The sequence below is a fragment of the Synechococcus sp. W4D4 genome, from assembly GCF_047716805.1.
In the GTDB taxonomy this organism is placed as follows: Bacteria; Cyanobacteriota; Cyanobacteriia; order PCC-6307; family Cyanobiaceae; genus Vulcanococcus.
Genome location: NZ_CP180404.1, coordinates 835,587 through 849,574, shown reverse-complemented (window position 1 = coordinate 849,574; position 13,988 = coordinate 835,587). Strand labels below are relative to the sequence as shown.

Below are 13,988 nucleotides of genomic sequence, written 5' to 3'. Positions count from 1 at the left end.
GATTGACCTGCACGTCACCAGCCATCGTCTCCGCTCAAGGCCTGAGCAAGACCTATCGGATTGCCGAGAAACAACCGGGATTACGCGGAACAGTTCGTCACCTCCTGCGACGGCGCTACCGCGACCTCCATGCGGTCAAGGGCGTCAGCTTCTCGATCCAAGAAGGGGAGATGGTGGGCTTTCTGGGGCCCAATGGTGCGGGCAAAACCACCACCTTGAAAATGCTCAGCGGGCTCATTCACCCAAGCGCCGGTGAGCTGCTGGTGGCGGGGTCGCAGCCCCAGCGCCGACAGGCACGATTTCTGCAGGACATCACCTTGGTGATGGGGAACAAACAGCAGCTGATCTGGGACCTACCGCCGTGGGATTCGATCCGGGTCAATGCGGCGGTTTATGGCATCCCTGAGCGGGAGATGAAGCGGCGAGTCAGCGAATTAGCCGATTTATTGGAACTCGGAGAAGAACTGCATCGGCCAGTCCGCAAGCTCTCCCTTGGCCAACGGATGAAAGCTGAGCTCCTGGCTTCACTGCTTCACGAGCCGAGGGTGCTGTTCTTGGATGAGCCAACCCTGGGCTTGGACGTCACGGCGCAGGGGCGGGTTCGCGACTTTCTGGCCACCTACAACCAGCGCACAGGCGCAACAATCCTGCTCACGAGCCATTACATGGCAGACATCACTGCTCTCTGCGAGCGGGTCCTGCTGATCCATGAGGGGGCGCTGTTTCATGACGGGCCCCTCGACGCGCTGACCAGCAAACTGGCGCCCCATCGACAAGTCCGGTTGGAGCTGCATCAGGCCCAACCCCGTGGCGTCTTTGAAGCATTCGGGACCGTTGAATCCCATCAAGACCATCAAGTTCAACTCTTGGTGCCAAGGGATCAACTAACTGAGACGGTTGCTGCACTCCTGACCCGCTTTGAGGTTCTGGACCTAGAGGTCAGTGACCCACCGATCGAAGAGCTGATGCGGAGCCTGTTTCAACAGGCAGGGAGAACCTAAACGTGCGCTCCGCCGGCACCGCGATCCGAATCGCGCGCACACTGCTGAGTACGCAGTACGCCTACATGCTGGAGTACCGCGCCGAGATCGCGCTCTGGGCTCTCTCAGGTGTCTTGCCCCTCATCATGCTCGGGGTCTGGCAAAACAGTGGAGCGGCGAGCCAGGCGGGATGGACCCCAGAGCAACTACGCCACTACTTCGTGGCCGCGTTCCTGGTCCGTCAATTCAGCGTCGTTTGGCTGATCCATGTCTTTGAAGAGGACGTGGTCAGCGGAAAGCTCTCGCCGTTTCTGCTGCAACCGCTCCAGCCCCTGTGGCGTTACTTCGCGGCACACCTGGCTGAGCAGGGCACGCGAATTCCCTTTGTTGCCCTGATGCTGCTGGGTTTGGCCTGGATCAATCCTGGGCTGCTCTGGAGGCCCAGCTTGGAGAACCTCGTGCTGGGCATCGCGGCCATCTGGGGCGCGTTCGTCCTGCGGTTTCTACTGCAGACCCTCAGCAGCATGCTCTGTTTCTGGAGTGAGCGAGCCGCGGCGCTGGATCGGCTCCTGGTCATTCCCTATCTCTTTCTCTCGGGTCTAGTGGCACCGCTGGACACCTTCCCTCCTGCGATCAAGAGCTTCGCCCTGGCCACCCCCTTTCCGGCGATGGTCGACTTTCCCGCACGCCTCTTGTCGGGTCTGCCCGTGGATCTGGCTGGCGGATTCCTCAGCCTGTTGATCTGGTGCTTGATCCTCGGACCGCTCTGCTGGTGGGGCTGGCGTCGAGGGGTGCGGCGCTACGGAGCGATGGGGGCATGAGGCGCTCCCGCAGCTTGAGCACTTTGCTGCAGTTCTGGCGCAGCTCCCTGGAGGCTGAGAGCGAATACCAGCTCAATCTGCTGCTCGAGTGTTTGGCGGTCGCCGGAAATCTGGCGGGCAGTGTCTTCGTGCTGTCGCTGCTCTTCTCAGGTCAGTCAAACCTTGGGGGCTGGAGTTGGAATGAAGCATTGATCGTGCTGGGGCTCTACACCCTGCTTGATGGATTCACGAGCTGCCTCCTGCAGCCGAACCTCAGCAAGATCGTCAACCATGTTCAGGAGGGAACCCTCGATTTCGTTCTGCTGAAACCGGTGGACAGTCAGTTCTGGCTCTCCCTGCGGTGTTTCTCTCCTTGGGGATGTCCAGCCCTGGTGGCGGGCTGCGTCCTTGTTGTCCTGGGCCTTCAGCGCAGTGCTGTTGTCATCCAAGCCGAATCGTTACTGCTTGGGGGAGCACTGCTGTTGAGCGGCGCCGCGATCCTTTACAGCCTCTGGTTTTCGCTGGCGGCTCTCTCGATTTGGTTCGTGAAAGTCTGGAATGCCACCGAGGTTCTTCGGTACACCCTCGTGGCTGGACGCTATCCGGTGAGCGCCTACCCGCCAGCTCTGCGCCTGGTGTTCGTCTTTGTTCTTCCGGTGGCGTTCATGACCACCGTTCCATCACAGGCTCTGCTGGGCGAAGGCTCCTGGCCGTGGGCCATGGGCTCCTTGCTGATGGCGGCCTGCAGCCTGATGGCGAGCCGCTGGTTCTGGCGCTTTGCCCTGCGTCACTACACATCGGCGAGTAGCTAGCGGCCACACGGCTTGCATGAACTACTCAGAATGAGTAATATTACGTGTAGGTCCTAGGCGCAGATTGGCCAGCGAACGCCACCAAGTCATCCTCAGCGAGACCGCGGCAGGCTGGGTGCGCGACTTCTCCAAGGAGAAGCGCCACTCCATTTCCAAGGCCATTGCCATCCTTGTCGAGGAGGCCATTCAGCAGCGAACTACCCTGCCGATCCAGGCGGTGTTCGACGGCGTGTCAGACGCTGACTTCTCAGTGTTTCTGCGGGAGAAGTTCGCGATGGACTTCGAGATTTGGCTGCGCTCCAAACGCGGGTAGGACCTACACAGATGTTCGATCCAATGACCCTCTCTTTCGGCTCTGGCGTCAGCCTGAGAACCTGTGTCCAGCTGGGGCGATGGCTTGATCAGCGCTTCGGGCCGGCCACCAGCCACGACAGCCCCGCCAGTGATCGGCTCGGGATCCACGCCGGGCAATTGGTGGCCCACGACCTCGTGGCCACCAGGGGAGCAGAGCAAGGAATGGTCGACGTCTTCGCCGCCATGCACAGCTGCATCGACGACTGGCTCGAGACGTCTCCGGTGCAGGAAGACGAACGCCGTCTGATCAAGCGCCGCGCGGTCCGCGCCGGAGTGATTCACTGTTGGACCACAGCCGCTGAGCTGCGTCCGGATGACCCCAGATATCTGGAACTCATGGAGCAGACCTGCAAGGCATTGATAGTGGCCGAGCTGGCCGAGGAGCAACTCGGCGCCTAAGGCTTAGTCAACGAAGCGTTTGTACAGCCATCGCACAAAACCGCCAATCACGGGAACAGGCGCAAAGGTTGGGCCAACGAAGTCGAAATAATCGCGATGATCAACGATGAATCCTTCACCATTGAGGAGCAGACGGGTCGCACCCGGATAGACAAATTCAATGCCCTTGATCTTGAGCCCCATCGTCCACTCAATGAAGGCGGTTTGGCCGCTCATGGCCACAGCGTGAGGCGCCAAGTAGACATCATCACAGCGTTTCACCAAACCGTCTTGGGCCTCGAGGTAGGCCAGTAGGCCGTCGCGGGATTGGGTCGGATCCTCGAAATGAACATCCGCGGCATACACCGCTTTCCACTGCTCATGGCTTGGAGCTGGAGCGCCGTAGGGCTTGGTAAACAATTGACGAAGGGACTGCTCCGTTAACGGGAGTTGAAATCCAGATGGTGAAACAGTCACAGCTCAAGGTTTAAGCAGTCTCATCCTGCCGTCTGTGGTGGGGCGCTGCGGGGATGCAGTTGGAGGTAGCGCTCCACAGGCAGAGGTTGCAGTTGCTCGTAGCCAACGGGAAGCCACAGATCTCCCTGCTGGGCGTTGTAGTGAATTTCCCAGTGGTACAGACCAACGATCGCTTGGGGATCGTCCTTCAGCAGTGAGGCATAGAGCAGCACCGCCTCGCCGTAGAGATCACTGTTGTTGTAGCCCCAAAGGCCGCGGCGGATGTTCTTCAGGCCCCCGCGACGAACGAGGTAGCGGGCAGCGGCTTGGATTGCGTCGTGGGGGTTACGGATGTCGCCTTTACCGATCCCTGGCTCAGCCCAGGTCGTGGGCAGAAACTGCATCGGCCCTTGGGCATTGGCAACGGAGACCCCGTCAATGCGACCCATCCCGGTTTCCACCAGGTTCACCGCAGCCAGGACCTCCCACTCAATTCCCGTTGCCGCCTCGGCCTTGCGGTAGTGATCCAACAACTGTGAAAGAGGTTCTGGCGCAATGATTCGCCAGGCCGGAACCCGCGTGGGACGGCGCTTGCTCATCGCCAAGAACGCACGCCTGGCGGCCAAGTGGCGTTCAGCAACGGAACGCCAACGAGCGGGGAGCTGTTGCACAACTTGGGTACTTCGCTGGCGATCTGCGGACAGCACGCGGTAGATCACCTGCTGCTGGTGTGCCAAATCCGGGAGTTGCGACGGCGGGGTCGCCGGATCTCGCAACTGTCTCTCCAGCTCAACCAAACGGCGAGCGATGGTGCCTGCGTCAGCCGGAACCGTTGGGTAGGTCCGCGGTGCGGACTGGGCTACCGCGCCGGTCTGAGGAGCATTCAGGGGGGAACAAGCCACCCCGCCGGCTGCAACGCTGAGTCCTGCAAGGGCAACAGCAAGAACCAAGCCTGCAGGTCGCGTCACGGATTCAAGGCAGCTGCGCCCATGCCTACAGCATTGGGACTCAGGTTGCAGACTGCGTACACCAATGAATCAGCCATGACCGTTCTGGTGCTGGAGGAGTCCCAGAGACGCAAATGGGATGGATCGGATGACGTGCTCTTCTATGCCGAGCCGAGGCTCGTGCATCACCTCGATCAGGCCTTCAGGACGCGCCTCACGTCCCTTTACTCCGAACGCATCCCCAGGAACGCCGTTGTCCTGGATCTGATGTCCAGCTGGGTCTCCCACCTGCCCGAGGACAAACCCTTTGAGCGGGTGATTGGCCACGGCTTAAACGAGAAAGAACTAGCCGCCAACCCCCGACTCGACAGCTACTGGCTGCAAAACCTCAACCAGAACCAGGAGCTCCCGTTGCCGGCTCAAAGCGTGGACGCCACCTTGATCGTGGCCGGCTGGCAGTACCTGCAATACCCAGAAGCCATCGCCAGCGAACTGTTGCGGGTGACGCGGCCAGGCGGCCAGGTCATCGTGGCGTTCTCCAACCGAATGTTCTTCACCAAGGCCCCACTGATCTGGACCGACAGCAGTGACCAGGACCATCTCGATTACGTCGCCCAGGTCCTTGAAGCCCAGGGCTGGCAGCAAGCCGAACGGATCGCTGAAACCACCAAGGCCTCTGGGGTCATGGGACTACTCGGACAGCCAGGTGATCCCTTTTTTGCCGTTATCAGCAAAAAGCCCTCGAACTGACCTAAGCCGCCATGTCGCGATCGCGGTCTGGGCGAACCCGGGCACCTGAGCGCTCTTCAGACGAGAAGGCCAGCTCGAGGACCAGCCGCTTGGCCTTTTGGCGCAACCGACGGCGATGGCTCACAAACGCACGCAGCATCTGAAGTCCGACGACTCCGTACAGCACCAGCAGCGCGGCGTTGGCAACAGCAGCAAGCATGCGGCAGTCCCAAAGTTGGGTCCATGAGAACCCGCCAAGGCGAGATCCACCAGAAATTCGCCAAAAAGTTCCTGATTTGGCTCTGCAACGTTGTGACCCGTTACACCCGGGCGTTCGCGTAGGTTGAACTCTGGTTCAGGACCTTCAGATGTCAGCAAGCTCGGAAGGTCTAACCATTGGCGAATTGGAATCCAAGTACTTCCTCTATCGCAAAGCCCTCAAGCAACTCCTGCTGGAAGGTCGCTCGAGTGCTGGCATTGAGAAAACCCTCTGTTGGAGCCGGCTCGAGACCCTCCATAACTGCCTTCCCCGTCAGTACAAGGCCCCCGATCAGATCCGCTATCAACTCCAGCGGGAGATCCAGCGCGAGCGCCCCGCCAGCTAGGTCAGACCTCTCAACCAGCTGACCCTCGAACAACGTTGTGGCCAGCATTTCGTGACAGCTTGATTAGACAGCTGTGACGGAGGCTGATGGATCAAGCCCCCCTCGCCGCTGCCCAGGCCTTTCATCCCCCCGGAGCGGTGCTGAAGGTCAGCCCCCTGGGGAGCGGAAATGTCAATGACACCTTCCTGGTGCAGACCAGCAGGGGAGCCTTCGTCTTACAGCGCCTCAACACCGCTGTCTTCCCTGCCCCCGAGCAGGTGATGCGGAACCTGCAAACCCTTGAAGCCCACATTGAGCGCAAAGGTCGCCCTTTAGGTGGATCGCGCTGGGAGCACCCCCGCTTGCTGGCACCAGCAACCGGTGGAAACGATCTCTGGCACCGGTGCCCAGAGGGTGAAATCTGGCGCTGCATGAGCTTCATCGGCAATGCCCGCAGCGTTGATCGGATCGAAGATGAAAATCAGGCCTATCAACTTGGCCTAGGGCTCGGGCGATTTCACCAGCTGATCGGTGACCTGCCTGCCGAAGAGCTCCACGACACCCTCGAGGGGTTTCACATCACACCGCGGTACCTGGATCAATACCGCCAGGCGCTTGTGCGAACCCGTGCTGAGTCCTCGGACGATACCGATTACTGCATCGCCTTTATCCGAGAACGGGAGGAGTTCTGCTCAGTCCTCGAGCAAGCCAAGGCTCGCGGTGAACTGCAGGAGCGCCCAATCCACGGCGATCCGAAGATCAACAACGTGATGCTCGACAACGTCAGCGGCGAGGCCATTGCCTTGATCGACCTCGACACCGTCAAACCAGGACTGGTGCACTACGACATCGGCGATTGCTTGCGCTCGTGCTGCAACCCTGCTGGCGAGGAAACCACGGACCTCAGGGGGGTGCGCTTTGACCTGGTCTTGGCCGAGGCCATCTTGCGCGGGTATCTCGAAGCTGCCGGTTCCCTGCTGACGGCATCAGATCGACGTTTTATCCCCGAATCCGCTCGCCTGATCAGCTTTGAACTGGGGCTTCGCTTCTTCACCGACCACCTCAACGGTGATCGCTATTTCAAGGTCAGCCAACCTGGGCAAAACCTCAGGCGCGCCAGGGTGCAATTTGCACTAACCCAGAGCATTGAAGAGCAATGGGACGCGCTTCAAGCTCTCCTGCTCCGCCTGAGCACCAAATCAAAAGCCGCGCTGGATGCGGCCTAACGATGCTTCGCCTGCACCCCTTCCAAGACGAACCAGCTTTGGATGGACTCTCCCTTGAGGCTGCCCTGCGCTGGAGTCGCTCAGAGCTCCAGCTCCAGTTCAGACTCAAAGGCCCCAAAGACCAGCTGATCTGCCCGCCAGAGACACCTGAACCACGCCGGCTCGATGGTCTGTGGAATTCCACCTGCCTGGAGGCCTTTTTTGGCATCCCTGGTCTGACTCAGTACTGGGAGTTCAACATCAGCCCCAGTGGTGACTGGAACCTCTACCGCTTAGAGGACTACCGCCGAGGCTTGACCCGCGAAACAGGGATGGGGATTCAAGCGATCAGCTTCCAACCGAGCGTCGGGGATTCTGAATGCAGTCTGGAAGCAGAAATCTGCCTCGATCTGGGAGAGACCTTTGTTGCCGTAGGGGAACTGGAATACTCTCTGACCGCTGTCGTTGAACAGAAAGATTTCGGTTTGAGTTTTTGGGCCCTACAGCACTGTTCGGATGAAGCTGATTTTCACCGCCGTGAAAGCTTCAGGTTCACCGAGCCCAATAACCCTGTAAACGGCGATAACAAAACCGAAGACATTCTCGTGCTTTGAAGCAAGAGGAAACTTCTCTGTAGCCTGCGCTACAGACACACCGCGTTTCTGCCAGTTTGAACGTCACCCACTGCGGGGAAGAGCATCTGATCAGCCTGACGAGGGATGAAGCGTCTCAGCTGGTGGATGCCTGCGCTCTGCTGCTACTGGCATCCAAGACAACGCCGGATTGCCAGCTCAAGGCCGAGATGGCCAGCGTCTTGCAGACGGTGTTTGAGCATCTCAGTACCCACGTCGTCTAGACGGGGTGGCTAGAAACAGCGGATGCACGCCCTTTCTCTACCCACTTGGTGGATCCATGTGGCCTCCGTCTTGGAATGGGGCTTGGCCATGCTTGCGATCCAACGCTGGGGACTACGCCGAGGGGAAGCTGAATGGAACTGGCTCGCTCTGGCGATGGTTCCGGCCCTGATCAGCGCCATGGCGGCCTGCACCTGGCACCTGTTTGATAACGCTGAAGAGCTTTATGGATTGGTGGTGCTGCAGGCAGGCTGCACGGTCCTTGGCAACGGAACGATGGCGCTGGCGGCCTGGAATCTTCAACGCAAAAGAGTCAACCCAGGATGAATGGCCTGATCCCAGCCCTCAGTGAGGGTCTGCGGCAACTCGGAGCCGTGGATCCTGCCCCCCTCTTCGCCGCCTCGCTGTTCCCCTACCTCGCGTTTCTCTGGTGGGCCTGGAAGTCCAAGCGCTTTCCAAGGCTGGCTCTTTGGGGGTTTGGCTTCACCTTGATCTTTGTCTTGATCACCATTGCGGCCGCCATCGTTGCTGAAGGGCTTTACGGCCGTCAGCTGGCGGATGTGGACCCGCTGCATGGCGGAGCCGAGCTGTTTTTGACCATTAGCAACGTGATGATCCTGCTTGGGTTTATGGAGAAGGGGGTGAACAAGTCTTAAGCGAAGGGCGCCATCGGCCAAAGGCCCTCGGAAGATGAGGTGTCACCCAAAGATTTCGATGCTCGCTCCTCTGCTGGCTATCGCCCCCGCCTCCGTGGCCTGGTCTCCCAAGGTGGGCCTGGTGATGATCATCGCCAATGTGATCGCCATCGGCCTCGGCAAGGCCACCATCAAGTACCCCAACGAGGGTGCCCAACTGCCCAACTCCGCCATGTTCGGCGGCATGAGCCACGCCGCACTGCTGGCCACCACCTCCTTTGGCCACATCCTTGGCATGGGCGCGATCCTCGGCCTGGCCGCCCGCGGCGTGGTCTGAAGCACTCCCTCCCGACCACTCTGCTGTGGTCGTGGTCCTCTTCAGCCCTCCTGGTCCAGGGGGGCTGTTTTTGTACTCATCGCCAACTCAACGCAGACCGATTAAGTAAGGAAGGGCCCGCAGGCCATAGCGCTCAAAGCGGTACTCAAACAAGAGCTGTGAAAGGGCCTCGGCAGTGGCTGTTGCCTGAAGGCCCTCCAGCAACCGCTCCAAGCGGCCATCGGCCCGTTGATCCGCAAGCCCCAACCAGGTGCGTTTTGCCAGACGGCCGCTCAAGGACCAGCGCCATCCGAGCCGCTGGCGCAACCGCTTCGGGTATGCCGCTAAGGCCCTGGGCCGGCCTCCGAGGGCAGCGAGCAAGAGGGGCGCCAACACATCAGCACTGGCGAGGGCATGACGGATCCCTTCGCCACCAAGCAAGTTTCCGGTACTGACGGCATCTCCCAAGCCCACCAGGGCTCCGCGTTGATGCGTTTCACGTCTGCTGATGGTGCTCCGAATCAAGCCGCCATGGCGATCAACGACCGCTTGAGGCTGAAGCTCCAGACGCTGAAGCAGCTGTTGCTGCAACTGATGCAGCGGAGGTTGAGGGCGAGTTTTGTCATGCAATCGGCAGACACCAAGCTTCAAGAGCCCCGGTTGCATCGGAAAGACCCAGCCGTAGCCCTGGGGAACCCAGCGGCTGCCCAGCATGAAACTGAGGCGCCCTGCCCAGTCCTGCCACTGATCGGGAGACACCTGGAGCAACCACTCCACCCCAGAACCGCTGATGAGCGCGCCTCCGGCTGGTTCAGGGTCGCCCAGCAAGGCTCGCTTTTCGCCGGTCGCATCGATCACAAAACGGCTGGTGATGGAGGTTGCGCAACCCCCTTGGCCGCGCAGCTGGGTCCTGGCCAAACCCGAGGCCAGCGTTTGCGACGCGCACACCCTCCAGCCAAGGCGCAGCTCAGTACCACTGGAGCAGGCCTGATCAGCCAACCAGCGGCGCAGCACCGCGAAGTCCAGAACCACCCCGAGTGGGGAAGCGGAAGACCAGGAACGACGACGTTCGCCTGGACCCAAGAGCTGCCACTGGCTCCAGCGGGAGGCAATCACCGATTCTGGGAGCTGCCAAGCCTCAGCAGCGCTGAGGGGTAAGGCCGCACTGCTGAAGGCGTTCTGAGAGAAATCAGTGAGAGCGTCAACAAGCAAGACCGAAGCCCCGGCTGCACTCAACTGCTGGGCCAAGCGAGATCCCGAGGGACCAGCCCCAGCAATCAGTACATCCCAGATTGTTTGATCAAGGATGGGCTCAGACACCCACGGTCTGACGCTTCAGAGTGCCGAAGCGATTCAGGATCGACTCCGTCATCTGAGCTGGAGTGAGGCCCAGGGCTTCCTTGCTTTGGGCAGGGGTCGCGTGGTCGACGAGGACGTCCGGGATGCCAATCCGATGAACCGGCACTATCAGATCTCTGTCATTGAGGATCTCGACAACAGCGGCACCAAAGCCGCCAGCGAGGCAGCCCTCTTCCATGGTGACGACCTTGCCGATCCGGCTTGCCATCGGCAGGATCAGCGCCTCATCCAGAGGGCGGAGGAAGCGTGCATTAATCACCGCAGCGCGGACGCCCTGTTCTTGGAGCAAACCGGCAGTAGCCATGGCCGGCGCAACCATTGAGCCATAGGCCACGATCAGCAGGTCGTCTCCGTCGGTCAGCAATTCACCGCGACCGATCTCCAGAGGTTCCCAACCTTCCTCCATCAGTGGCGCCCCTTCCCCTTCACCCCGGGGAATACGGAGAGCCGTGGGGCCGTTGTGGTCCAGGCAGGTGACCAGCATGCGCTGCAGCTCAGCTTCATCCTTGGGTGCCATCACCGTGAAGTTCGGCACACAGCGCAGGTAGCTGATGTCGTACTGGCCCTGGTGGGTCGGGCCGTCAGCACCAACGATGCCGGCGCGATCGATCACAAAGGTGACCGGCAGGTTCTGAATCCCAACGTCGTGGATGAGTTGGTCATAGGCACGCTGCAGGAAGGTGCTGTAGATGGCGCAAACGGGCCGCAGGCCTTCGCAGGCCATGCCAGCCGCCATGGTCACAGCGTGCTGCTCGGCGATCCCGACATCGAAGTACTGCTTGGGACGAGCCTTCTCCAGCAAATCCAGACCGGTACCGGTGGCCATGGCCGCCGTGATACCCACCACCCTGGGGTCCTGCTCACAGAGTTTGACCAGCGTTTGGCCGAACACCTTGCTGTAGCTGGGGGGCTTGGGCTTGCTGGAGGGGTAAGCCTTCCCTGTGGCCAGATCAAAGGCGCTCTGAGCGTGATACCCGACCTGGTCCTCCTCAGCGAAGGCATAGCCCTTGCCCTTTGTGGTGGCTACGTGAACCAGGACGGGGCCCTCATGGGCATGGGCCTGCTCAAAGACATCGATCAAACCAGCGATGTCGTGGCCGTCGACAGGGCCCATGTAAGTGAAGCCCAGCTCCTCAAACACTGCCCCAACCTTGGGAACAGCAAGGCGCTTCATGCTCTCCTTGAGGTTCTTGAGCTCTGGCGGGAGCTCTCCATGCATGAACGGCAGGTGCTTGATCGCTTCTTCAGCGTTGTCCTGAAGGAACTGAAGCGGGCGGCTATGCCGCATGCGATTCAGGTGGGTTGAAAGGGCCCCCACAGGAGGGCTGATCGACATGTCGTTGTCATTGAGAACAACCAACAGCCGAGTCTTGGGTAGGTGACCGGCGTGGTTGATGGCTTCGAGAGCCATGCCCCCGGTCAAGGAGCCGTCGCCGATGACGGCCACACTCTTGAAGTCTTCACCCCGTTGATCTCGGGCCAAAGCCATGCCGAGAGCAGCAGAGATGGAGGTGCTGGCGTGACCAGCACCGAAGTGGTCAAAGGAGCTCTCGCAGCGCTTGAGGTAGCCCGCCACGCCGTTCTGTTGGCGCAGCGTGTGGAAATCGTTGTATCGGCCAGTAATCAGCTTATGGGGATAGGCCTGGTGACCCACATCCCAGACCACGCGGTCCTTGTCCAGATCCAGGGTCTGGTAAAGGGCCAGGGTCAGTTCAACCACACCCAAACCAGGACCCAGGTGACCACCGCTTGTGCTCACCACCTCGAGGTGGCGCTCGCGGATTTGCCGGGCGATTCCTTCCAGCTCAGCGACGCTGAGGCCATGCAGCTGATTGGGATGCGTCAGCTCGCTGAGATGCATGCCTGCGGCCAAGATTTGGATTCAGCCTACGCGCAGCAAGACGCCACCTGGGGTGAATTCGGCACCCCCCTAGATCGATATGCGGGGCTTGCGACACTGGTGTGATCTTCCAGTCGCAATGACAGCCACCGGCTCTGCCCTGAACTCCAGCTCTGGCATGGAAATGCTGCAGCGAATCCTGCGGGCCAGGGTCTACGACGTGGCGATCGAATCCCCGCTCGACCCCGCTCCCAATCTCTCGAGGCGGCTGAAGAACAACGTTCTGCTGAAGCGTGAGGACCTGCAGCCGGTCTTCAGCTTCAAGCTTCGGGGCGCCTACAACAAGATGTCCAGCCTGAGCCCCTCAGAGCTGGAACGGGGGGTGATCGCGGCTAGCGCCGGCAACCATGCCCAGGGCGTGGCCTTGGGGGCCCAGCGGCTTGGCTGCCGGGCGGTGATCGTCATGCCGGTCACGACTCCGGAGATGAAAGTCAGGGCCGTGGCAGCCCGTGGGGCCGAAGTGGTGCTCAAGGGCGATACCTATGACGCCGCCTGCGCTGAGGCCTACCGCCTGGCCGACGAGCGGGGTCTGACATTTATCCATCCCTTCGATGACCCTGAGGTGATCGCGGGTCAGGGGACCATCGGACTGGAGATCCTTCGGCAATGCTCCGAGCCACCCGATGCGATCTACATCGCCGTGGGTGGCGGAGGTCTGATCGCTGGGGTGGGGGCTTACGTGAAAAGCCTTTGGCCTGGCGTCGAAGTCATCGGAGTGGAACCGGTGGATGCCGATGCCATGACCCGCTCACTGGCGCTGGGGGAGCGGGTGAAGCTGGAGCAAGTCGGGCTCTTCGCTGACGGTGTCGCCGTTCGGGAGGTCGGTGTCCAGACCTTTGCCCTGGCACGGGAAGTCGTTGACGCCATGGTCACCGTGGACAACGACGCCATCTGCGCGGCCATTAAGGATGTCTTTGAAGACACCCGCTCCATCCTTGAGCCAGCCGGAGCCCTTGCAGTGGCTGGGATGAAGGCCGATATCAGCCGCCGGAAGCTCGAAGGGCGAACCCTCGTGGCTGTGGCCTGCGGAGCCAACATGAACTTTGATCGACTGCGCTTTGTCGCTGAGCGCACCGAGATCACTGAAGACCGCGAAGCGATGTTGGCGGTGGAGATCCCTGAGCAAGCCGGGAGCCTGCGTCAGTTCTGCACCCTGCTGGGTGAACGCAGCCTGACCGAATTCAGCTACCGGCTGGCCGACCCCAGTCGGGCCCACATTTTCGTAGGGGTCCAAACCAGTGGGAGTTCCGACGAACAGGAACTGATCCACAGCCTGCGCGATGCCGGCTTCCCCTGCCTGGATCTCTCCAATGACGAGCTCTCCAAGCTGCACCTGCGGCACATGGTCGGAGGACGCCTGCCGGCCAGCACCGGTGAAGCCGCTGGCCATGGCCGTGAACTGCTCTATCGCTTCGAATTCCCGGAACGACCAGGCGCGCTCATGCGCTTCCTGACGAGCCTGCATCCCAACTGGAATATCAGCATCTTTCATTACCGGAACCACGGTGCTGATGTCGGCCGCATCGTCGTAGGCGTTCAGGTTCCTGAGGCGGAGATGAACGATTGGCAAAGCTTCCTGGATGGCCTCGGCTATCAGTACGCCGACGAAACCGATAACCCGGCCTACCGCCTATTCCTCGGTGAACTGGCCGGCAGCCTGAGCGTGGGATAACTTGCCA

Annotated in this window: 19 protein-coding genes; 14 read left to right on the top strand and 5 right to left on the bottom strand. The window is 60.7% G+C overall.

The annotated features are described in order from the left end of the window. Positions 1-2 precede the first annotated feature (2 nt). From ACLM42_RS04615 to ACLM42_RS04595, 5 genes are all read left to right on the top strand, one after another. Positions 3-1,001 (top strand): ABC transporter ATP-binding protein, encoded by a 999-nt coding sequence (locus tag ACLM42_RS04615; RefSeq protein ID WP_415399897.1) that lies wholly within the window; start codon positions 3-5, stop codon positions 999-1,001. 2 nt (positions 1,002-1,003) lie between these two features. Further along, positions 1,004-1,801 carry an ABC transporter permease gene (locus ACLM42_RS04610; RefSeq protein ID WP_415399896.1) on the top strand — a complete coding sequence of 266 codons (798 nt, stop codon included), beginning with the start codon at positions 1,004-1,006 and terminating at the stop codon, positions 1,799-1,801. Next, positions 1,798-2,592, top strand: a complete 795-nt coding sequence (locus tag ACLM42_RS04605; RefSeq protein ID WP_415400124.1) for an ABC transporter permease — start codon at positions 1,798-1,800, stop codon at positions 2,590-2,592. Before ACLM42_RS04610 ends, ACLM42_RS04605 begins: the two co-directional genes overlap by 4 nt. Positions 2,593-2,656: 64 nt before the next feature. After that, complete coding sequence (locus ACLM42_RS04600) at positions 2,657-2,905, top strand: hypothetical protein (protein ID WP_415399895.1); 249 nt, start codon at positions 2,657-2,659, stop codon at positions 2,903-2,905. 23 nt (positions 2,906-2,928) lie between these two features. Further along, the gene (locus ACLM42_RS04595) at positions 2,929-3,345 is read left to right on the top strand and encodes a hypothetical protein (RefSeq protein ID WP_415399894.1); all 417 of its coding nucleotides are present in this window, start codon (positions 2,929-2,931) and stop codon (positions 3,343-3,345) included. A gap of 3 nt (positions 3,346-3,348) precedes the next feature. Here the strand turns inward: ACLM42_RS04595 and ACLM42_RS04590 are convergent, their stop codons facing one another. Both ACLM42_RS04590 and ACLM42_RS04585 read right to left on the bottom strand, forming a co-directional pair. Next, on the bottom strand, positions 3,349-3,801 hold the full coding sequence (locus tag ACLM42_RS04590) for a nuclear transport factor 2 family protein (RefSeq protein ID WP_415399893.1): 453 nt from the start codon (positions 3,799-3,801) through the stop codon (positions 3,349-3,351). 20 nt (positions 3,802-3,821) lie between these two features. After that, the gene (locus ACLM42_RS04585; protein ID WP_415399892.1) at positions 3,822-4,748 is read right to left on the bottom strand and encodes a transglycosylase SLT domain-containing protein; all 927 of its coding nucleotides are present in this window, start codon (positions 4,746-4,748) and stop codon (positions 3,822-3,824) included. A gap of 75 nt (positions 4,749-4,823) precedes the next feature. Between ACLM42_RS04585 and ACLM42_RS04580 the strand changes: the two genes are divergently transcribed. Further along, entirely contained in the window at positions 4,824-5,477 is a 654-nt protein-coding gene (locus ACLM42_RS04580) for a class I SAM-dependent methyltransferase (RefSeq protein WP_415399891.1), read from the top strand. 1 nt (position 5,478) lies between these two features. On the opposite strand, the gene ACLM42_RS04575 is transcribed toward ACLM42_RS04580, so the two are convergent. Beyond that, a complete protein-coding gene (locus ACLM42_RS04575) occupies positions 5,479-5,676 on the bottom strand; it encodes a hypothetical protein (protein ID WP_415399890.1) in 198 nt (65 codons plus the stop codon). Between the two features lie 148 nt (positions 5,677-5,824). On the opposite strand from ACLM42_RS04575, the gene ACLM42_RS04570 reads away from it, so the two are divergent. The 7 genes from ACLM42_RS04570 (at position 5,825) to psaK (ending at position 9,071) form a co-directional block, all read left to right on the top strand. Next, complete coding sequence (locus ACLM42_RS04570; RefSeq protein ID WP_247911081.1) at positions 5,825-6,061, top strand: DUF3136 domain-containing protein; 237 nt, start codon at positions 5,825-5,827, stop codon at positions 6,059-6,061. Positions 6,062-6,147: 86 nt separating this feature from the next. Further along, the gene (locus tag ACLM42_RS04565; protein WP_415399889.1) at positions 6,148-7,266 is read left to right on the top strand and encodes a phosphotransferase enzyme family protein; all 1,119 of its coding nucleotides are present in this window, start codon (positions 6,148-6,150) and stop codon (positions 7,264-7,266) included. 2 nt (positions 7,267-7,268) lie between these two features. After that, positions 7,269-7,859: a DOMON-like domain-containing protein gene (locus ACLM42_RS04560; RefSeq protein WP_415399888.1), complete on the top strand. Its 591-nt coding sequence runs from the start codon at positions 7,269-7,271 to the stop codon at positions 7,857-7,859. Between the two features lie 56 nt (positions 7,860-7,915). Further along, positions 7,916-8,101 (top strand): hypothetical protein, encoded by a 186-nt coding sequence (locus ACLM42_RS04555; protein WP_415399887.1) that lies wholly within the window; start codon positions 7,916-7,918, stop codon positions 8,099-8,101. A 22-nt stretch (positions 8,102-8,123) separates the two neighbouring features. Then, the gene (locus ACLM42_RS04550) at positions 8,124-8,426 is read left to right on the top strand and encodes a DUF2499 domain-containing protein (RefSeq protein ID WP_247911085.1); all 303 of its coding nucleotides are present in this window, start codon (positions 8,124-8,126) and stop codon (positions 8,424-8,426) included. Continuing rightward, on the top strand, positions 8,423-8,755 hold the full coding sequence (locus ACLM42_RS04545) for a DUF3593 domain-containing protein (RefSeq protein ID WP_415399886.1): 333 nt from the start codon (positions 8,423-8,425) through the stop codon (positions 8,753-8,755). The genes ACLM42_RS04550 and ACLM42_RS04545 overlap by 4 nt, the downstream gene beginning before the upstream one ends. 58 nt (positions 8,756-8,813) lie before the next feature. After that, positions 8,814-9,071: a photosystem I reaction center subunit PsaK gene (gene psaK, locus ACLM42_RS04540; protein WP_247911087.1), complete on the top strand. Its 258-nt coding sequence runs from the start codon at positions 8,814-8,816 to the stop codon at positions 9,069-9,071. Between the two features lie 87 nt (positions 9,072-9,158). Here the strand turns inward: psaK and ACLM42_RS04535 are convergent, their stop codons facing one another. Together ACLM42_RS04535 and dxs are read right to left on the bottom strand one after the other, a co-directional pair. After that, positions 9,159-10,370: an NAD(P)/FAD-dependent oxidoreductase gene (locus tag ACLM42_RS04535; protein WP_415399885.1), complete on the bottom strand. Its 1,212-nt coding sequence runs from the start codon at positions 10,368-10,370 to the stop codon at positions 9,159-9,161. Continuing rightward, positions 10,363-12,270 (bottom strand): 1-deoxy-D-xylulose-5-phosphate synthase, encoded by a 1,908-nt coding sequence (dxs, locus tag ACLM42_RS04530; RefSeq protein WP_415399884.1) that lies wholly within the window; start codon positions 12,268-12,270, stop codon positions 10,363-10,365. Before dxs ends, ACLM42_RS04535 begins: the two co-directional genes overlap by 8 nt. Positions 12,271-12,388: 118 nt before the next feature. Between dxs and ilvA the strand changes: the two genes are divergently transcribed. Further along, complete coding sequence (gene ilvA / locus ACLM42_RS04525; RefSeq protein ID WP_415399883.1) at positions 12,389-13,981, top strand: threonine ammonia-lyase, biosynthetic; 1,593 nt, start codon at positions 12,389-12,391, stop codon at positions 13,979-13,981. Positions 13,982-13,988: the final 7 nt, after the last annotated feature.